Consider the following 20,008-nt stretch of genomic DNA (forward strand, 5'->3'; position numbering starts at 1 on the left):
GTTATGATGCGGTGATCAATTAAAAGGAAGGAACTGCGATGTTCTCCACTATTCTTACAATTTGGCTTCTATACGTAGCAGTTCTGCTCAGTCCGGGGGCGAATACGCTCCTAATCACCCAGCTTGCGGCAAGCGATGACGGCAAATCGGCCCGAGTGGCGGCCATCGGAGTCGCCGTCGGTTCCACCATCTGGTGCATCTGTGCCGTGTGCGGGCTGCACGTTATTTTCGTGGTGTTTCCAACTCTCAGGATGGCGCTGCAGATTTCCGGCGCGGTCTATCTCCTGTACATCGCGTGGCGTCTCTGGCGTTCAGCCGCCGCGCACGATTCGGAGGAGAAGGTTCGCGCCGCGAAAACCCCGCTGGCAGCCTTTCGTCTTGGCTTTTTGACCAACATAACCAATCCGAAGGCGGCCCTCTTTTTCGGCAGTATTCTGGCCGCCTCCTTTCCTGCCGCTCCGGACAAGGTCCTGCAGGTTTCAGTCATAGCACTCGTGATGGTGTCGTCGGCCTCCTGGCATCTGCTTCTCGCGTATGTCTTTTCACGCAGCAAGGTGCGCACCGGCTATGCCCGTTTTCGCAGTCCCTTCAATCGCCTCGCCGCCGTTGTCGTAAGCAGTGTCGGCCTAGCCCTTTTCATCACCACCTTAAAGGAAGCCCGCCGCCAGATCTCCACCGCATCCGCAAGCTTCACCGGCACCTAGCGGGTTGGTGGCATTTCAAGCAACAGATAAACGTGTCTTCGCGTCCAAGCGAGTACAAAGTACCCCCGCCGTTGCTGTGCTGTAGGGGGTATTCCTCTAGCGTCAATGACGCATGGTTCCCAATCATCCTTCCGCTCCACCCGTAAAATGCCTGTAAATACCTAAACTTTTTTTGAGGAGAGGTCCTGTCCATCTACATGCAGGTCTTCGTCAGTACCGTTCCAGTGGCGTGTGGTGGTTCAGGAGTAAGATCGCCTCAATGGCATCGCTACTGGCCTCACAGGAGAGGGACCGCATAAGGGACTATGCGCATAGGTGGTTTTGCTGCGGAAGTGAGGATGGTTGACAGAAGGGTGTAAATTGGTAGGATCTAATTTTTTTTCTGATTTGATATCCCTTCTTGCTAGGCTGAGTTGAGCGGCGAACCTTCGGAGGACACACATGTCAGAGTTCTACAGGTATTTCAAAGAAAACATGGAGGCTCTTGGTTTGCCTGCGCCGACAAGCCTTTTCGGTACTCTTCAAGCTGCAATTGCAACTGCTTCTACAATCCTCAGTCAGATAAACAAGTACGGCCCCCGTGTGACGATAAAAGACCTTGCCAAAGGTGCTACTCGGTTGGAGCAATTGACGTATCTCGGTTCCGTTTGCGCAGCTTTTTATGTCGGAGCTGTAATAGGTAGTATCGCCGTTGCGACTGGCCGGTCTCTTGCTGGTGGTACGTCAATTGTGGACGTATTGTTTGTCGCCACAAGGCATGATCTGAACCGGAGTTGGCTTCTTTCGGTACTGCAGCGTTGGCCAGCTATATATGACAGCAACGCTTCAGCCAGAAACATGTTTCGATTTGAGGCGGTGAACGCATGAGGGACCGTGGATTCCTCTTTATCGTGGCCTGCCTCTTGGCTACAGCCTCATGGGTGTTCTGGCATTTTATGGCCGAAGACGCCTTTACTGTCTTCTCCACGATCGTCCTGCTCTGTGTCGCACTCGACAACTTCCGGCTACGCCAGAAGCTGAGAACCCTGCAATGGCAACTGTCGGGGAGGTCTCCTTTGCATCTAAAAAAGGGCGGTGCAGATCACTGAAGAAACTTGTTGGATACATCATAATGGTGTAAAAGGAAACCATGGCTGAGAAGCGCAAGCCGAGTTACGATCTCGATGCCTTAAAGACCGCCTTCAGCACGGTTGACCGGCTTGCCCTCACTGGTACCGCCCTGCGCACTTCTGCTGCCATAGGCTTCGGGCGTGCAGAAATCGTGGCCACGATCCATTCCATGCAGCGGGGACAGTTTTACAAGTCAATGACCTCTTACTCCGATGCCAGACTCTGGCAGGATGTTTACCACGTGCCGTCGCCGCTGGGGCTGCTTTACGTCAAGTTCACCGCCGATGTCGTTACGGAGTTTCTGCTGTTGTCGTTCAAGGAGAAGGATGATGAGTAACCCTGTGTGCCCTGAAACCGGAGCGCCGATGTATCGTGACACCCGCCCCATGACCCTTACTTACAAGGGGGAATCAATCACCTTCGACATGCCGGGCTGGTACTGCGACCAGTCGGACGAGAGCGTCCATACAGGCGAGGATCTGAAAGCCTCCGATCGAATTCTGAACCGCTTGAAGGCCGCCCACGAGGGACTCCTTCCGCCCGAAGAGATCCGTCGCATCAGGAAAAAGCTGCACCTGACCCAGGAGGCGGCGGGGCTTCTGATCGGCGGCGGTCCTCGGGCCTTTCAAAAGTATGAAAAGGGGGACCTGCTGCCCAGCCGGGCGATAAGTACTGCCCTTATCCTCCTCGACCGCGATCCGGAGGGGCTTTCGGTCCTCAAAACCCCTAAAAAGGCTGCTTGAGATCTTGTAAGCGATTGACAGTTAATAACGGCCGGTGAAAGAGGGGGGCGTGGTTTCAGCCTCGTGACGACATCGGTTCACCCTGATTGAGCAGGCGCCAGCCTTTGACGCTCTTGATGATGACCCAGAGGTAGGTGAGGGCGAGGATGACTATCCCGACACCGACGAACAGGAAGAGTATCCCGAGGAGATAGCCGATGAGGGATTTCCAGAAGATGCTTATCTGGTAGTCGAAGTGCGTGCGGGTGAGGGCAGGGGACGCGCTGCCGCGGTAGACATAGGCTAATGCGACACCGACGATCATGGTGACGCCCCACAGAATCGCACCGATGTAGCAGCCGTAGACCACGGCAGGCATGGTCTTCTCCGACGTCTGTACCTTGTTGAAAGCCTCCGAAACGTCTCCCATGCCGTAGCCCATCAGGTAGATCTCGCGAGCGTATTCCCCATCAACAACGAAGTCGACCCGGTCCCTCGGTTGAGGCGCGCGGGGGCTTTTCCAGTCCGAACTCCTGAAGCGGTACCTGGTACCGTCAGCCGTCCTGATGACTCCCTCTTCCGCATCGATTCCAAGCACCATGCCTTCCATAAGCCCTCCCGGAGTAAATGAGCCGTTTCAACAGGTTATATAGTAGCCATGGAATGGAGATGTTCAAGCTGGGCCAATGAGGCGGTATCTCTTGCTGGATTCTTTGTTCAAATCTGAGAATCTCAAGGACACCCCTGTGCAGTACAGGGCTCCATCCCGTGGATATACTTCACGTGCATCGGTACGAATTTGAAACAAGCACGTGCAAACTTGAAACGCGTCCGTAGTAATTTGCAACGTGGTCGTGCAAAGTTGCAACGTGGTCATACAAAGTTGCAATGTGGTCATACAAAGTTGCAACGTGGTCATACAAAATTGCAACGTGGTCATGCAAAGTTGCAACGCGATCATGCAAAGTTGCAACGCGGACATACAAAGTTGCAACGCGGACATACAAAGTTGCAACGCGGACATACAAAGTTGCAACGCGGACATACAAAGTTGCAACGCGGACGTACAAAGTTGCAACGCGGACGCACAAAGTTGCAACGCGCACATGCAAACTTGAAACGTGTCCGTGGTAATTTGCAACGCGCACGTGCAGACTTGAAACGCGGGCCTGTAAAATCCTTTGTGTAAATGGCCATTTTCGGTTAGAACGCATCCGCGGAAATTCCAAACGCGCGCGTGCAAACCTGAAAACTGCCCGTGACGGTTTGAAACGTGGGTCCGTCAATCAGGAACGTGTTCGTTTAGAACCTGCACGCCTGGGGGATTGGATGGTGCGGATTGGATGGTGTCTGACACCTTCGATTTCTTTTGTCAACGACTGGGAATTGACCATTAGGATTACCTTGTTGTTACCTTTTGCTGCACAAATGTCCAAAAGTCGAACCCGACCCCTCTGTCCTCGCTCCCGAGGCTTCCGCTTCTCCGTCCCACATTCCGTTGACTTCTTACAGCAAATCAGCCATATCAACAGCACGTCCCTTTTCTCAGATTTTCACCAAGCAGCCATCAGGATGAAACCATGACCACTCAATCGCCAACCGACCCGCTCCACGGCGTCACTTTGAAGATGATTCTGACCGAATTGGTGGAGGTGCTCGGCTGGGAAGAACTGGGAAGGCGGATCGATATTCGCTGTTTTACCCACACCCCCAGCATTTCCTCCAGCCTCAAGTTCCTAAGAAGGACCCCCTGGGCCAGAGACAAGGTCGAGGAGATGTATCTGAGGCTGAAGATGTAGAGGGGGACAAGACCTCCCTTTCGCCGTTCTCCTTCTAGCCCTACCGTCAAAGCCGTAACCCCAGGAAGTTATAGGGGCACGCCTGCAATAATTGCAAACTTAACGGCCAGAACTCAAGATTGCAACTTTGCAAGCCTGACCCCAATTCCCTCTTTTGCATGGCAAGCCCTCGTGCCATCACCTGATACACCAAAACGGGAATGTCCAAACGAGCTGACGAGACACAAGAGCCTCATCTCGCGGCTCACGGATAGAAGATTTATAAGTTACATAACTTAGCAACGTCCCCTCTTCCCTTGCACGGTTTGATGAGGGAGGGCAGGGGCAACCCTGCTCTCTACTCTACCTATGTTCCCCTTGGGCGTCCCTATGTTCCCCTATTTTAATACCCATTCCATCGTCGGTGCAATGTTCCTGCACGTCTTATACTAAGTTGGCAACAGAAATTCTACTCTCTGTAAAAGAAAATTTAAATTGATCGTGATTAATTGTTCGTGGTAGTCTGCGCAGGTGCTTTAGCATCCGTTGCTAGAACTTCTAAAGTTTGTTGCAGATTGGATATTTGCCGCTAAAAAGGATGAGCAGGATTCATGTCCCTTTCCGATTACTTCCAGGAACACGAGGAACAGGCCTTTGTCGCCAAAGCGCTGGCGACCGCAATCATCATCACCGTCATAAAAAGTTCCTTTCCGGGGCTCATTTCGCTTCTCTATCTTCTATTGCCGTTGGTATTCCTGGTGGTACTCAGGTTCCATGCCGCCGCAAGTGGCGTTGACGCCTCGCAACTGCTTCGGGAGCATATCACCTTCTTCCCGATGATGAGCACCGAGGACGAGCGGCGCAGCGAAATCAAACCTTGGGTCACGTACTCCCTTATTCTCGCCAACGTTCTCATCTTCTACTTTTTCGAAACGCAGGTCCCCCTTGAATTCATCTCGGACAACTTGGTCTTCCTGCCGCACAAACCGGACCTGTTCAACGTCCCCTTAAGCGCATTCACCTCGATGTTTCTCCACGGCAGCAACGGCCACCTCTGGGGCAACATGACGTTTCTCTGGGTGATAGGCTCGGCGGTTGAGCGGCGCGTGGGGAAGAAACGTTTCTTCTGGTGCTACCTCGCCACGGGCCTCATTGGCGGGCTGGTCTTCATCCTCGTGGAGTTTCTCTTCCACGGGAAGGCCGGCCATGCTTTAGGTGCCTCGGGTGCCATCGCCGGTATCATGGGGATCTTCGCGGTCCGGTGCTACTTCAAAACCATGACCTTTCCGATCCCCATTCTCGGCATCTTCTCCCTTATCCTCCCGGTCAGCTTAAAGGTGCGGCTCAACTCGCTTGTGATCATGTCCCTGTTTTTCCTCTCAGATCTCTCCGGCGGTCTCGAGCAGATCAGCGGCCAAGGCTCCATGATCGGCCATTGGGCACACCTGGGCGGGATGATCTCCGGAATGCTGGTAGCCGGATACCTCAAACTCGGCGATGACGCGGTCGAAGAGCGGCACCTCGAGATCGGAATCAAGGCGTCGGTGGCGGCAGTCGGCTTTCAGGGGGGGGAGCGCTCGATGCAGATCGCCCTCGACCGTAACCCGAACAACGTGGATGCCCTCTTGGGCATGGCCCGGCTCAAGACGAAGTTTCACAGCAGCGAGGAGGGACAGGCGCTCTACGAGAACGCCCTGGAAATACTGCTCGTCGAACGACCGGCCGAGGTCGCGGAGGTGCTTGAAGAGTACCTCCGCAAGTACTTTACGCCCCCCGCTGTCCCCAATCTCGTGACCCGCCTGGCGGAAGCGATGGGGAAGGCGGGGCGGACCGAACTCCAGGTTCCCTGCCTGGAACGCGTGATCGAGGTTTTGGACGTCCCGACGCCGCAGCGGGAAAAAGCCCTCTACCAACTGGCGACCCTGCTTGAGTTCACCAGCTGCTTTGAGGCGGCCCGCAGCCGGTTCGCTCAGTTTGTTTTCGAGTATCCGCATTCTGTGCTGGCTGAAAAAGCACGAGAGCGTGCCGATGGCGAGGTGTTCCGGCCCCGGCGCCCCAGCGCGGTGCAGGAGGTTGCCTCGGCCCCGTTGTGCCCCGCCTGCAAAACCGTGATGACCATACGCCGCTCGGCCTCCGGACCGCAGATGGGCGTCCCGTTCTGGGTCTGCGGCGCCTATCCTGCCTGCCGGACCTTTCAACCGGTGGCAATCGCCGATGCTGCAGAGGGTGCGCCCCGACAGTGGCCGGCGCCGCCTCCGGAGCGCTTTCGGCTCGTTTTTGACGGCACGATCGGCTTCACCTGCGATCATGAGGAGACCAAGGAACGTCTGGTGCAACTATTCCGCTGCGGGCGCGACCAGGTTGACAGGCTTTGCAGCGGGAATCCCACCGTGCTTAAGCGAGGCCTCGATTACGCCGCCGCCCTCAAATACAAGGAAGCCATCTGCAGCACCGGCGCCCTCTGCACCATGGAGAAGGAAGATGTTCCTGACCGTCACGAGGCGCAGCGGTCCGTGCAACCCGCATCGGCACCGTCACGGCAAGAGGCGCCCGTGGCCAAGGCTGAGCCTGCCGCTTCCTTCTCGTGCCCCAAATGCGGGCACGTCCAGGAGAAGCATGAATCGTGCGTTGCTTGCGGTGTCTATTTTGCCAAGGTGGCTGAACTGGCGGAGCGAGAGTTCCATGATTTTCGTAACCACCTGGAATCCGGGTCGCCGGGAAAGTTGCAGGCGTCGCGGCTCCAACGACTGCTCCAACCGGCGATAGTATGGTTCGCCGGTAAATTCCCCAGTCGTACAACTCAGTTTGCAGCGGTGGCTTCATTGTTCGTGCTGATCTGCGGCGCTTACTTCATGGTGGGGTTTGCTGACGATTATCTCAGTGACACCAAGGCACATGCCTTACAGGCTAATGCGGCTCTTAAGTCCTGCTTTGACAAAGGAAAACCCGACGCATTCCATATCAAGAGTCTCCTCGCCTCGCGCGACTTCAAAAACCTGGAAAAACTCTACGACGGCTACCTGGACCAGTACAGAAAAGACGTCAGCTACGAACTCTTCCTTTATGAGGCCTATAAGCTTTTTTCGCCAGAACATGGCATAGCGGTCGAGGATCTCGATGTGTGGGCGGCAACAACAGGTTCCCCGGTCGCGTATGCCGCCAGAGGCACCTACAAGGCCGAACAGGGGTTTCTGGCCCGGGGGACTCAATATATAAATGAAACCCCTCAGTCCAACCTGGACGAGATGCAGCGGTTACACGACGATGCTACCACTGATCTACAGAAGTCACTTGCCGCGAACCCGTTCCTGATGCCGGCGTACTGCTCGCTGTTGCGGATGGCAAAAACCTCGAACATGCCTTTTTCGCCCAAGCAAATCATGGATCAGGCCGTGAATGCGGATAAACGCGCTTTTGTGGTCAGATATGAGTACATCGTTTCGTTGGAGCCCAGGTGGGGGGGATCGTACGGGGAGATGTCGGATTATGCCAAGAGTGCTACCAAGTACGGCAACCTCAACCCGCGTCTTTGGTGTCTCCTCGGGGTGGTAGAGTCTGATCGTGCCGACGACCACTATCGTGCCGGAGAATATTCTTCGGCCGTCCGCTGCTACACCAATGCGCTGAAGTACGGCGACCGGACCTCGGTGTTGAAGTATCGCGCCGGATGCTACTTTGAATTGTATAAGAAAGCTGAGGCCATCGCTGATTATCGTAAGGTACTCTACTACGATCCAACCGATGTTAAGGCGCAACAGGAGCTAGCGATAGCTAATGGAAGCTAGTGGGTGTGAGTCGGCAATACGGCGACACAACTTGTGCGAGGACTGCGTTATAGTCGACCTACTGTGAGGCTTCTCTTCAAAACAGGTTGACGCGTTTACCTCGATGCCCATTTTCGGTGCGATTTTGTCGGCAAGTTCCATGGTCGATGCAAGAAAAGAGCACCGAATTCATTCCAGCCAAGATATTCAATCCATCCATCGTTCGATTCAAGCATGATGCAATAATTGGTGGAATAGTAGTTCTGCTTGACAGAGAGGTGCATGTAACTGCCGAAAGGTTCCTTCCTCTGTTTCGTGCCGAACACGCTTGACTCGAACACCGTAACGGATTTCGTGGTGAAATTTATTTCTAGTGATCTGTGGGTGGTGAAGCTGGTTATGGAGCCATATGTGAAGGCAATAGCCAGAATGACGACAAATATTCGGACGATGCAGCTTATCAATCCCCTCTCTCCCCCGTCGAGTCTCGCGTTGCGAGGCATAAAGACTTCCTACAACTTGGATCGTTAAAGACCAAATCTCGAAAAGCTACATTAGCTACCTACGTGGGGGACAAGAGGTAGGCATGAATAGACATAAAATATTTGTAGCTACTACCGTACTCGGAGGCGTTTGCGGAGGAATAGTAGGAAATTATTTTGGCTATATTGTTGGGTTCATTACAGGTGGAGTCATAACTCTAATCATGTTTCTTTTAGCAGCTTTATATTTTAAAGTCGACGTCTCTACCATTTCATATCAAAGGCCAAAAGTCGACATAATCATAGGTTTAACAATGACGATTATATCTATCAGCCTTTTTGTTGTAAGGGGGAAACCTTCTCTTTTGTTTCCTGCAACAGTTTTCGGGCTTGTTACAATTATATCTATATGGAAAAACCTAAGGTCCTGACCTCTTGGTGATTGTTTTGCAATTTTTTTCCAAAAGAACAGCCCGTTGTTGAGACCTCAAGACCGCCAACATCATGACTAGCCTGATTGGTTACGGCAGGATTAGAGTCACCGTCGAAACCGTAACTCCAGGAGTTATGGGGGCACGCCTTCATCGGCCCCCTATTTCAGACCTGAATCCAACAGAGTTTGCTGATATTGGGGATCGAGTTCTAGAACCAGGTTGATTATTTTTGTAATGGATTTACAGCTCGCACCTTTCTCCGCTTTTTTGGGGTCTATCGCAGGAGCCAAGACTTGGAGGATTTCCTGATCTGACAAAGTTTCCTTTGCCTTTGCTGCCAAGGCTATGACTGCGAGCATGATTTCTTCTTTTGTCGGCTCCTTCTTCTCTGCTTTGCCAACTGACCCGGCTTTTATTACTGCACCGTAGAGCTCAAGCATACGATCACTCTGCGGCGGCTGGAATGAGAATCGGGACCACACACATTCCTGGTCCTGCAGGGTTCCTATGGATAAGGCCATTTCTCGGGCGATGGTCTGCTTGTCAGCGAGCGATAACCTCGTCATACCACGATGCAGAAAAAGAGCGAACCAATCAATCTTTAGGATGTTTTCCGTCGAGTAGTAGTTGGCTTTCTGTTTGATAGCCTCCTCATAAATGCCGTCACGCACTCTTTGGTCAAGTAAAAGCTCTCGGTATAGCTTCAATCGAGAGCCTTTCGGATCAGCACCCTTTACCAGTTGTTTAAAAGATGCGGGGTTTTCAGCCAAAGCATCAATGTCTTTATTGAACTTTTCCTTCGAGACGGCGCAGCCAGCGAAGAAGACGGTGCTCAATAGCAATGCGAAAATCAGCGCTTTTTTCATCAAATACTCCGTTTTATCAGTGAAAGCCGAGGCTGATGCACCTGGGAGGGAGCACTGGGGGAGTATCGACATTCGGACGTTCCAAACCGCTCAAATGTCCATATGTCTTGCCTGACCCCGCCTGACTCTCGCTAGTTGTCTTGCCTGTACCGCACCTGGTATTCGGATTCAGGTCTGTAACAGCCAAGAATGGTGTGCTCAAAGAAGGCTATCGATATGGTTTTGAAGTCAATAGTTTTAATTCTCGTGGTTGCTTCTTCAACCTGATCTTCCGAGGCTGTCACTAATTTTTGCCCGACACCTAGTTCCAATCTTTGCAATGGGTAGATCCACCGCGTGTCAATAACCTCAAGAAAATAACCACAAGTTTTCGGACAATGTCGAAGTCTCAACCACCACTTGGTCAAATCTCGCGGTTCTGAAAACCGGTTTCCGCAATCTGGACAAAATTCGTTCATTGCTTGTTCCGATTTCTATAATCTCAACGGCTCAAGGGGCGAGCAGAGCGGTTTTTCGCGACTGCTCCACCCGGTTTCTTCAGCAAGCCCATTTCGCTTGCATGCCTCAACGATCAGCACGTTCAGCAGGTGCTCAGAATTGTTGGACAGAGACTCAATTAGTAAAGCTGCCCACGAGCAACCGGAAAGTTCAAAGTGGCACTTCCACTCGGGCCAAGCCAGCAACTCTGATAAAGACATATCGTAACCACCTCCCCGATCTGTGATACCACCACCAATGGACTCTCCGAGGCGGAATGGTTTGGCGCTATAAGGCGCCAAGAAAACGGCATACACATGATGAAGCGTGTCTTCCGACGTAGGAGCCTGATTTTTGTAGCTCAACCTTATGACTTGATGCTCCAGTTGTCCCCGATCTATTGGCCTTGATTTTTGATATAAGTAACTTGCATCTACTTGTCCACCGTCTGGCCAGAAAATGGCGTCTTCGAAAACAGAAAACGTCTTCATGTGCTGTGGATAGGCGAGCTTATTCCACCCCTTCTCCTTGCAAAGAACGGACGTATCAAAGATCCGATACTCGGACCCAGAGAATTCCAAGATCACCTGAAACTGCTCATTTGGTATTGCTCGTTTTAGAATCTGTTTGCTCATAAATTTGATCTACCTAAAGTGTGGCGGGTGAGCGGGTTCACCGCTCGACTGCCTGATTGGAAATCCGTCGACTTTCAACTTTCGAGGGCCAACCCCAGGCTCACGACCTGCCCCCCAGCCCCATTATTTGTCGGAGATCAAGGTCTTTGCTCCCTTTAGCTCGTTTCTCCTTACCTTTGGCTGAGCGCTGGGATTATTGGGGTATTTTGTACCGTTAAACCGCATCAACACCTGCCCAGACTTAGCCCCACCACCTGCAACAAATACTGATAATGTGTGCCACCCACTTTTCTTTTCAGGCAACACTAGAATAGGCGCCGTCGTGATGGTACTTGAGGAGATTTTTTGAAAGCCGTAACTTGTTCCTTTAAAAACAAGAAATGAGCATCCACCTGATCCGCAATACTGGTTATCGGTGATGAGAACTACAGCATCATCGGTGCCATCTTCATTCAGGTCGACAAAAGCATGTTTGTAAGAGGGGGGAGGAACTTCCATTGCCCAATTTTTGATTGCTTTTTCTAGTGCAGCAATATCCCCGGCGAGCACTGGTGTTGCTGAAAAAAACAAAATTGCTAACAATAATGAATGCTGCAACATTCTCATTATAATTTCTCCTTCGCGTCCAACAGTTGCGGCCTTGGGACACTGGGTCAGGACCGACATTCGGACGTTCCAACACGCTCAAATGTCCAGAAGTCTGGCTTAACTGTGTCCGCTACAAGGTCCAAGGGTAGGTCAATGAGTGTGGGAATGATGAATAAAGGCCACACGAGAATGAACATGCAGCCTTCTCCATGGCAGTCTTCAACAGCCGGCCACAACAAGATTCGAAGATCCAAAGCAGTTCCGCTTTACATAATAGGTCTGGTGAGATGCCCCTTGTCGTCGCACAACGATCCACCCTGTTTGGAGGAGATATCGTCATGGATTTCCTCCTGCGTCTTGATCGTGCAACAGCCTGATACCAAAAGCAGCATCACAAAGCCAACTACAAGTTTCATAGGAACCTTTCCCAAGAAAGTTTCTGGAACCGCTAGGATTTCGTGCCTTTCTTCCGAGACTTACGATTGACCTGAATCTCGTTGTCCTCATAACGTACCGCTTTCTATCCCAGCAGTTGCTGCCTTGCCCGGTAGCAGCCGTCCGTGTCCCAGGACGCGGTTGGGGCAGTTGGTTCAATCTAGTGAATACCATCCTGCTGCAATTTTTTTCGCCTTGCGGGATTCGTACTCGACTTCACTCTCTGTATGTGTTGGTGCAAATACAAATGTTGCTTCGTGATTTTCGTGTGGAGAGAAGAGAACTATTTTATGGCGCTGATCTGTCACTACGACATAATCAATGAAATGGTTTTGGTATTCCTGTTGTTTTTTTGAGTCTCCAGCAAGCAACGCCCGACTATATTGCTCTGCAGAGCGCCTCTCGACAAGAAGCCACTTTTCCTTTTCTGGTAGATGACGACCTACAATTGCGATTCCTACCAGGATGAAAACCGCAAGGGTTGAAGTTTGTATTGTGCGTTTCATTCCTATCCTTGGTCCAACAGCGTGGCGGGCACTGGTGGCAGGATCGACATTCAGACATTCCAATCTGCTCAAATATCCAGAAGTCTGGCCTGACCCCGCCTTTCCTGTCATCTGTCATCCGGAATCAGTTGGTCCGTAAATTTACATTGTATGTAAATGTTTGCTTCGTTTCAGTAATCGTGAACCGATAAGACAAACTCACTGTATTATTGTTGGTCAGCGGTGAACGGAGCGAAAAGGTGACAGGTGATCCGGCGCTTATTGTTTGTCCGTTACTTAAACCGCTGAAATAGGGGACGACCTGGCCTGTACTGTCAGCAGCAGAAAGATTTTCGATTGTAAAGTTGGTGCCCATGGCCTTTAAAGTGAAGGTATCAATTGTTGCGTAAGTTGGGGTTGGAATACCAGTCAATGTCTGACTAGACGCTGTGTTTATGGTGTAAGGCATTGATAAAATGGTTACAGAACCAAAGAAAGGGTCAATTTTGGATAGTTCAAGATAAGGTGCTGTAGCGTTGATAGTCACCGTAGCTACAGCACTATTTAACTTGCCGTCATTTACTACTAAATCGATTGAATAAATCCCTGGCAAATCTGGTGTGAACGAAGGGGACATTTCTGTTGAGCTGGATAATGTTGCCATGCTATTCGCCGGTTTATTGCTTAGAACCCAGTTGAATGTCAAATTATCGCCATTGACATCACTGCTGTTGCTCCCATCAAGAGTTACAGCTACACCTGTGAAGACATCACTTTGGAGAATGACAGGATTAGCAACTGGAGGGCTGTTAGCCGGAATCAATCCAATAAATGTATTAATTGTGTTCTGTACTTCCTGGATATCAATGTCGCCTGATGAATTTTCGTCTACACATCTTGCGACATTTTCAGTTCCCAAGAACATGTCTATTGCCAATCTAACTTCAGCATAAGTAACTATCCCATCATGATCACAATCGCCTGTAGCTAAAGCACTTTGACAAAAACTCAGCCACACTAAAACAGAAAAAATAAATGTCACAATCGGGCGCATAACGATCTCCTTTTCTGCGGCAATGGCTCCTCTTGCTTCGTTTATCGACGTAAGGGGAGGAGGGGCGTGGATATGGCAATGAGGGGACACTCTGCTTGCCCCCATGTTCTTACTTGGTGTTCATTCTGCCCGCTCCCATCTCTGCGTTGTGTGCTTTCGCCTTCGCCTGATACTGGGCGAATTGGGGGATGGCTATCGCGGACAGGATGCGATGACGGCTACGGCTCCCTTGACGAACGAGGACAGATGAGTCAGTACGTCATGCACGCCGCGTTGAGTATACCCGCTACGCTGGAAAAGGCGGCGAGGAGCAGGGCGGATGGGACTTTGCCGGCTTTTATGTCGTCGACGACGAATCCCAACAGCTTGCGTAGCACGGAGAACACGAATAGCTGCACCATGGTCGCCATCAACGCCCAGGCGGCCATGTCCGGGAGGTTCACGCTGTGCGCGATGACGATGGCTACCGGGATGGCGAAACCGATCAGGGCTCCTGTGAGACTTATCGCCGCGGCCAGATTTCCCTCGCGGATAAGCCCGATCTCGTCATAGGGGGTGAACCGGATGTAGATCCATGAGAAGAGCGCCAGGTAAAACATGGAGAGGACTAGGTAGATCCCGTAGTTGATGATTATGTTGTGATCGAGCGCGAAGGCCATCCTAGATTCCTCCTTGTTGCGGGATGCGCTGGTTGTAAACCTGGCTCCAGGTCTGCGCCAGCCACACCGGTATCTTTACTTGGTCGGTGGTGGCGTTTTTCTCTTTCAGGACAAAGGACTGGGGGGCGGTAAGCGGGTAGAGCACGCCCAGATCCTCCTTGTAGATCGTTGCGGCACGTTCGACGGTCTGCCCCTTGAACCTGAACTGGAAGGTGACTTTCAACGCCTCGGAGCACTCATCGAGGTATATCTCGCCGTGGCTGTCCCCATAGGGGTAGGGGGCCTGGGCCAGGGCGGGCACCCCCAGTGTCGTTGCATCTTCTTCGTTCACCCTCGACTGCAAAACCGCCCCGGACGATCTGGTGTCGGCGATCTTGGCGCCGCTGCTGTTCCTGAGGGCTTCGAACAACTCCTTGCCGATCTCGGCCGTCGACTCGGAGCTCGATACCGGGGGGGAATCCTTGCTGTTGTCCCAGGTGTATCGCACCAGGGTCGCCAGGTAGGCAGGACGGCTGTCGAGGACGCGCGCCACCCACTCATCCGCCCGGAGCGCTTTCTCCCCGGTGAGCCGCTGCACCAGCCAGCGCAGCCGCTCGGCGCTTTTTTCGGCAGTTCTGGAACTCAGGTAGATATCGCTGAAGGGGAGGGCGCCTGCCTCCTTCGAGCCTGCGAGTTCCTGCTTGATGCTCGCGACCAGCGTACGATCGCCTCCTTCCCGCAAGCTCTTCGGGTCCCCCAGGAGCTGTTCCGCCCGGCGCAAGAGGGCCTTGCTCTCGGAGAGGTCCTTGTGGAGGCGCTCCTTCATGCCGACACGGTCGATCGACGCGGTAAGGACGTCCTCCATGTGGTCGGACAACCCGGACATCTCTTCCTTCACCGTGTCGGCCACTTCCTGGCACGCGTCGAGGTCTTTCACCCCGTCTTCGCACACCGATTTCCTCGCCTCGTTGATCCTTGCCCCTCCCGCTGAGATGGCCTGGGTCCACTTCTCCCGGTCGGCGAGCGGCTTTATCTCGGCCCACTCCTTCTGCGAGCAGAGCGAGGCATACACGCTCTGGCACTGGGTGACCTCGGCCTGGGCAACGGCGCAAAACTGCCGGAGCTTCTCGTTGCGCTCCTGTCTTTCGTTATAGAGGTTGGCGAGGTACACCCCGCCGATGGCGAGCCCTATACCGATGAAGCTGGCGAAGCCGCCCAGGTTTGCGAGCGGGTTCGACGACTCCTTCTTCTTTAACTTTGCCATGGAGACTCCGGGCTACCTGATGATGTGGCCGATGAACTGCGACCGGTCGGAGTGAATGCGGGGATCCCTGCGGAAGCCGAGCCCGGCCGGGCGCCCCGCGAAGAACACGCCTGCCTGGTACTTGTTGCCTTTGGCATCGACTGCGAATTGCCCCAGCTCCTGCCAGATCGATTGCTGTGCACCGTAACCGCCGTCGGCACCTGCTACGGCGCCGGTCCCCAGCAGAAGTTCCACGTTCTTCCCTTCGCGTCCGAGCACAGGTTTCCTGGCGCAGGGGGCGGGCAGGGGGGCGAGCGAGGTCTTCAAAAGGTACGGATGGTCTGGAAACTTTTCGTAGAGCTTGGCGAGGAAGCGCTTGTGCTGGAACAGCAGGGCGTAGGGCGGGTTTATCACCATGGTCGATCCTGATTTCATCGACTGCCCCAAGAGGTCTAGCAGTTCCGGCTCGTCATAGATGATCGACTCCCACGGGATCAGCTTGTAGAGGTACGGCCAGTGGACCTCGTCGGGATCGGTGGTGAAGACCCCGCCGGGAGCGAAGGTGACGGCGTCTATGTCCTCGAAGTCGCAGTCGAACCCCGCGTCGTTGGCGGCCTTCTCCATGAGCCGGCAGGTCCAGTAGTCCTCGGAGGAGTCGAAGCAGGTGGTGAGAAGCCGCCGCTCGAGTTGCGGATTGAGCGATGCCAGCCTGTCGAACTGGTCCCGCAACGCCTCGAAGAGATCGTTCACCTGCGCCGTCTCGTCGAAGCCGTTCAGTCTCGCCTGCAGCCACTGGACCACCGCGGTTTCCAGCACGAGCGTCGCGGTGTCGGAGTTGAACTCGATCAGCTTGATCGGCACCCCGTCCATGCCGCCGGCCAGGTCGAAGCGGCCGTAGATGTGCCAGTAACGATCCTCCTCCCAGCTCTCCCAGATCAGCGAATTCATCTCGAGCGGGAAGCCGAACTCGGGGAGGAGGTTGTTGGACATGATCTCCTCGGCGGTCTCGACGAACATCTCGTACAGCTCTTCCGCCGCGTCGAGATAGGCATCCGCCTCCGGCTCGCCCAGTTCGACCATCTCCTCGGCGCACTGGTACTCCTGATCGAACCAGTCAAACCCGGCGCGGGCCAGATCGCCGGAGCTGATCGGTTTCGCCTCCACGAGCCTCACCATGTTACGCGCCTCCCCTGCCGCCGCCGGAGAAAAATCCGGACCGGCCGCCGGACACGGAGGAAACCTTCCCTCCGGACATCGCGGATGCGACGTGGTTTGCCGCGACTTTGGATTGCATCGCCGCCGCCCGGTTGGCGAAGCGGGCCGGGCTCACGTGGTCGTAGGAACCGGTGCGTCCCTGCCGGTAGGAGTAGAGCGTGTTGTTGTAGTAGTGGTGCAGCCAGGAGTTGTAGTGGTGAGGGGCGCCGGCAGAGCCGTCGAAGGCGGGACCTTTTTCGTACTCCTGCCGCATGGTCTCGTCATCGAGGATGTCTCTCGTGCCGTCGCAGCGGTCGATGATGGTGCTGCTGACGTTGGCCGGTTCCTGGCTCACGATGACCAGGCGGCCGTTTCTTCCCCCTTTGCCGAAAGAGGCGATGCCGTGACCGCTGTCGCAGACCTCCTTCAGGTGGATTTTCACCCCCACGCGGTTCGCCAGTTCCTGCGGACTCCTGCCGTCCGACCAGTCCCCGGACGATCCCGCTTGCGCGTTAAGTACGCCCATGGCCAGCACGGCAAGGGCGAAAGGGACCTCGGTCCTCGGTTTCCATTTCATTCTTTAACCTCCAGACGGCGCCTGGGCCATGCTTCTGCCGATGAGGCGCAGGCGCGCGATCCGTTGCGACATGGGCGGGTGGGTCGAGAAAAGGCTCTGCTCGTCGGAGAGATCGGCTGCGGTGGGACTCGCTATGCACAGGTGGGCGCTCGCCTGGCTGATGCTGTGCGTCGCTCCGGCCGCCCCGGAAATCTTCTCCAGGGCCGAGATCAGGGCTTGCGGGTTGCGGGTGAATTGCGCCGCCGACGCATCGGCTAAATACTCGCGCTCCTTGCTGACCATGAGCGCCATGATGCGGGTGGCAAGGGGGGCAAGGAGCACGGTGAAGAGCCAGATCACGAAGATGATGCTGCCGATGCGGCTGTCGTCGTCCCCGCTTTGGTCGCTGCTGCCGTAGTACCGGCAGCGCGCCACGAACTCGGCGATCAGCGCGGACAAGCCAACGAGGACGGTGAGCGTCGTCATAAGGCGCACGTCCTGGTTCTTTATGTGGGCGATCTCGTGGGCCACCACCCCCTGCAGTTCCTCGCGGGTCAGGGAGAGAAGCAGCCCCTCCGTCGCGGCGACGTGGAAATCCCCGTGCTTCAGACCGACCGCCATGGCGTTCGGATCGCGGTCGGGGATGATCCAGACGGAAGGCATGGGCATGCCTGCGGCGATGGACATCTCTTCCACCACGTTGTGGAACACCCTTCCCGGCCCCTTCGTGTCGCCGTTGACGGGCGTGGCGCGGACGGCTTTTAACACCGTGGCGGCAGCGCCGGAGAGTTCCCACCAGGCAAGGCCTGCACCCAAAAGCCCTATCACGAGGGTGAACACGGGGCGAAACGGCCTGGACTTCTTCTCATAGGGACGGATCGCTCCCGGCGGTAGCTCCGCCTCCTGGTAGGCTCCCTGTCCCGTCTCCCGGTAGACCTTCGCCGGGGTGGGGCGGTCATGGGCGCGGGCCTTATAGTAGAGCGCCAAGTCGAGTCCCAGCCCAAGCCACAGGAAGAACGCTACGAAGAGGGCGACGACCCACTTGGTCTTTCTCCGGTTCTTTTCCTGAAGCTCGAAGAAGGTCGCCACGTGCTACCCTTCGCTTCGCGCCAGCACAGGCGCGGGCTGTATGAATATGTGCTTTAACTGCGGGACCGTCTTCTGCACCTTCTCCCTCAGCTCGGCGATCGTCTTTTCCACCTCGTGGTCGTGCAGCTCCTGCTTGAAGTCGACGTCGATGCAGATGAGGGAATCGGCCACGCCAAGCTGCATGGAGCGGATGGCGCCCACCGCCAGCACGTGCTCATGGCTGTTGATGACGCGGCGCGCGTAGCGGACCTGGACCGGGTCGATCGCTTCACCGATCATCAGCTTTCTCATCTCGTTCGCGAGGAAGAGCGCCATCACGAAGAGGAGTGCGCCGATAAAGAGGGAGGAGGCCGCGTCGTAAACGGGATTTCCCGTCAGGGAGACGAGGGCGGTCCCGAGCAGGGCGATGGCCAACCCCAAGAGCGCCCCGGAGTCCTCAACGAATACCACGACCGTCCCGCTGTCCTTGGAATCGACGACCCCCTGCAGCAGTTCCGAGGAGGAATGTTTCCCCATACTGCGGCGGGCGATCCACCACGACTGTCCCTCGAGCACGATGGAGCAGCTCAGGATCGCGTAGTTGAGGTAGAGGTGCTGGAGCTGTTCGGGGTGCTGCAGCTTGTGAAACCCCTCCACGAGCGAGTAGACGCCGCCAAGGACGAAGAGCAGCATAGCTACGATGAAGCTCCAAAAGTACTCTTCCTTGCCGTGGCCGAAAGGATGTGTGTCGGTGGGAGGAATCTTGCTCCGTTTCATCCCGAAAAGGAGCAGGACCTGGTTGCCGGTGTCTGCCAGGGAATGAACCGCTTCCGCCATCATACCGGCGCTGTGTGTGGTGAGGGCAGCGAAAAGCTTGAACAAGAAGATGACGAGGTTGTTTCTGAAGGCGACCTTTACCGCCTTTTCTCCTGAAGCCATGGATTTCCTTTTCTGAAGGTTACTTGAAAGAGAGGTTCACCTTGGGGACTTCGCGGTCGGCATGCTCGCTGATCTCCCAAAGTGTGGCGGGAGCGGCCTTGGCCAGCCCGGCGAACAGGACATTGGGGAACTGCTGCTGTGCCACGTTGTAGCTGGTGGCGGTATCGTTATAGGCCTGGCGGGCGAAGCCCACCCTATTCTCGGTGGAGGTGAGCTCCTCCTGGAACTGGGCGACGTTGCCGGTTGCCTTCAGATCCGGGTAGGCTTCGACGATCGCGGAAAAGCGGGACAGGGCGGCGTTGAGGGCCCCCTCGGCTGCGGCGATCTCGGCGACGTTGGCTGGACCTGCGCCGGTGCAGACGCTGACGGCTTTGTTGCGGGCGGCGATGACCGCCTCAAGTGTCTCGCGCTCGAACTGCATGGCGCCGCGGACCGCCTCCACCAGGTTGGGGATAAGGTCGTGCCGTCTTTTGAGCTGCACGTCGATCTGCTTCCAGCTGTTATTGGTCTGTTCCTTCAGGTTGATGAGGCTGTTGTACGAAGAAACGGCAACGAAGACGGCGATAACGGCGATGAGGCTGATGATGATCGCACCGATCATTAAGGTGTCCCTCCAAAGGATGTGCTCATAAATCCGGGCAAATTAGCGGCGACTATATACTGATTATGGAATGAAGTCAATGGCCTGGACTCAGCTTGTCTTTCTGTCTGTAGGGCTGTGGAAGGTTCCATTCGGCGGGAAACAATGGATGAATGAGCTACCATCTTTGGCATAAAGATGATGAAGCGCATCTATGCGAGCTGTTGGTGCTGCGGAAATAGTGCGTTTAAATCTG

The 20,008-nt window shown here is 54.7% G+C and carries 20 protein-coding genes; 7 read left to right on the plus strand and 13 right to left on the minus strand.

Translation table 11 applies throughout. From position 1 onward, the window contains the following. Positions 1–38 precede the first annotated feature (38 nt). The 4 genes from E8L22_RS18240 to E8L22_RS18255 all read left to right on the plus strand — a co-directional run bounded on the left by E8L22_RS18240 (position 39) and on the right by E8L22_RS18255 (position 2,557). Positions 39–704 carry a LysE family translocator gene (locus tag E8L22_RS18240; RefSeq protein WP_136526547.1) on the plus strand — a complete coding sequence of 222 codons (666 nt, stop codon included), beginning with the start codon at positions 39–41 and terminating at the stop codon, positions 702–704. Between the two features lie 441 nt (positions 705–1,145). Continuing rightward, positions 1,146–1,571, plus strand: a complete 426-nt coding sequence (locus E8L22_RS18245; RefSeq protein ID WP_136526548.1) for a hypothetical protein — start codon at positions 1,146–1,148, stop codon at positions 1,569–1,571. A gap of 262 nt (positions 1,572–1,833) precedes the next feature. Further along, positions 1,834–2,151: a type II toxin-antitoxin system MqsR family toxin gene (locus tag E8L22_RS18250; protein ID WP_136526549.1), complete on the plus strand. Its 318-nt coding sequence runs from the start codon at positions 1,834–1,836 to the stop codon at positions 2,149–2,151. Further along, positions 2,144–2,557, plus strand: a complete 414-nt coding sequence (locus E8L22_RS18255) for a type II toxin-antitoxin system MqsA family antitoxin (protein ID WP_198420188.1) — start codon at positions 2,144–2,146, stop codon at positions 2,555–2,557. The genes E8L22_RS18250 and E8L22_RS18255 overlap by 8 nt, the downstream gene beginning before the upstream one ends. Positions 2,558–2,612: 55 nt before the next feature. On the opposite strand, the gene E8L22_RS18260 is transcribed toward E8L22_RS18255, so the two are convergent. Beyond that, the gene (locus E8L22_RS18260; protein WP_136526551.1) at positions 2,613–3,146 is read right to left on the minus strand and encodes a DUF4870 family protein; all 534 of its coding nucleotides are present in this window, start codon (positions 3,144–3,146) and stop codon (positions 2,613–2,615) included. 970 nt (positions 3,147–4,116) lie between these two features. Between E8L22_RS18260 and E8L22_RS18265 the strand changes: the two genes are divergently transcribed. The 3 genes from E8L22_RS18265 (at position 4,117) to E8L22_RS18275 (ending at position 8,991) form a co-directional block, all read left to right on the plus strand. Continuing rightward, positions 4,117–4,335, plus strand: coding sequence for a VF530 family protein (locus tag E8L22_RS18265; protein ID WP_136526552.1), 219 nt, complete (start codon positions 4,117–4,119; stop codon positions 4,333–4,335). A gap of 590 nt (positions 4,336–4,925) precedes the next feature. Further along, entirely contained in the window at positions 4,926–8,099 is a 3,174-nt protein-coding gene (locus E8L22_RS18270; protein WP_136526553.1) for a rhomboid family intramembrane serine protease, read from the plus strand. 565 nt (positions 8,100–8,664) lie between these two features. Next, the gene (locus E8L22_RS18275; protein ID WP_136526554.1) at positions 8,665–8,991 is read left to right on the plus strand and encodes a hypothetical protein; all 327 of its coding nucleotides are present in this window, start codon (positions 8,665–8,667) and stop codon (positions 8,989–8,991) included. Between the two features lie 161 nt (positions 8,992–9,152). Here the strand turns inward: E8L22_RS18275 and E8L22_RS18280 are convergent, their stop codons facing one another. The 12 genes from E8L22_RS18280 to E8L22_RS18335 all read right to left on the minus strand — a co-directional run bounded on the left by E8L22_RS18280 (position 9,153) and on the right by E8L22_RS18335 (position 19,773). Further along, a complete protein-coding gene (locus E8L22_RS18280; RefSeq protein WP_136526555.1) occupies positions 9,153–9,860 on the minus strand; it encodes a hypothetical protein in 708 nt (235 codons plus the stop codon). Positions 9,861–10,333: 473 nt separating this feature from the next. Beyond that, the gene (locus E8L22_RS18285) at positions 10,334–10,972 is read right to left on the minus strand and encodes a DUF2442 domain-containing protein (RefSeq protein WP_136526556.1); all 639 of its coding nucleotides are present in this window, start codon (positions 10,970–10,972) and stop codon (positions 10,334–10,336) included. Positions 10,973–11,095: 123 nt separating this feature from the next. Then, on the minus strand, positions 11,096–11,578 hold the full coding sequence (locus E8L22_RS18290) for a hypothetical protein (RefSeq protein ID WP_136526557.1): 483 nt from the start codon (positions 11,576–11,578) through the stop codon (positions 11,096–11,098). 572 nt (positions 11,579–12,150) lie between these two features. Next, positions 12,151–12,612, minus strand: coding sequence for a hypothetical protein (locus tag E8L22_RS18295; RefSeq protein ID WP_136526558.1), 462 nt, complete (start codon positions 12,610–12,612; stop codon positions 12,151–12,153). A gap of 13 nt (positions 12,613–12,625) precedes the next feature. Further along, positions 12,626–13,534 carry an Ig-like domain-containing protein gene (locus E8L22_RS18300; protein WP_136526559.1) on the minus strand — a complete coding sequence of 303 codons (909 nt, stop codon included), beginning with the start codon at positions 13,532–13,534 and terminating at the stop codon, positions 12,626–12,628. A 251-nt stretch (positions 13,535–13,785) separates the two neighbouring features. After that, complete coding sequence (locus tag E8L22_RS18305) at positions 13,786–14,193, minus strand: DUF350 domain-containing protein (RefSeq protein WP_136526560.1); 408 nt, start codon at positions 14,191–14,193, stop codon at positions 13,786–13,788. 1 nt (position 14,194) lies between these two features. Beyond that, complete coding sequence (locus E8L22_RS18310; protein ID WP_136526561.1) at positions 14,195–15,436, minus strand: hypothetical protein; 1,242 nt, start codon at positions 15,434–15,436, stop codon at positions 14,195–14,197. Positions 15,437–15,448: 12 nt separating this feature from the next. Then, positions 15,449–16,591, minus strand: coding sequence for a glutathionylspermidine synthase family protein (locus E8L22_RS18315; protein WP_136526562.1), 1,143 nt, complete (start codon positions 16,589–16,591; stop codon positions 15,449–15,451). Between the two features lies 1 nt (position 16,592). After that, positions 16,593–17,186, minus strand: coding sequence for a hypothetical protein (locus tag E8L22_RS18320; protein WP_136526563.1), 594 nt, complete (start codon positions 17,184–17,186; stop codon positions 16,593–16,595). A gap of 3 nt (positions 17,187–17,189) precedes the next feature. Then, positions 17,190–18,254 (minus strand): M48 family metallopeptidase, encoded by a 1,065-nt coding sequence (locus tag E8L22_RS18325; RefSeq protein ID WP_136526564.1) that lies wholly within the window; start codon positions 18,252–18,254, stop codon positions 17,190–17,192. 3 nt (positions 18,255–18,257) lie between these two features. After that, positions 18,258–19,172 carry a cation diffusion facilitator family transporter gene (locus tag E8L22_RS18330; protein WP_136526565.1) on the minus strand — a complete coding sequence of 305 codons (915 nt, stop codon included), beginning with the start codon at positions 19,170–19,172 and terminating at the stop codon, positions 18,258–18,260. Between the two features lie 19 nt (positions 19,173–19,191). Then, positions 19,192–19,773 carry a LemA family protein gene (locus tag E8L22_RS18335; RefSeq protein WP_136526566.1) on the minus strand — a complete coding sequence of 194 codons (582 nt, stop codon included), beginning with the start codon at positions 19,771–19,773 and terminating at the stop codon, positions 19,192–19,194. Positions 19,774–20,008 lie beyond the last annotated feature (235 nt).

The sequence above is a fragment of the Geomonas ferrireducens genome (assembly GCF_004917065.1).
GTDB lineage: Bacteria > Desulfobacterota > Desulfuromonadia > Geobacterales > Geobacteraceae > Geomonas > Geomonas ferrireducens.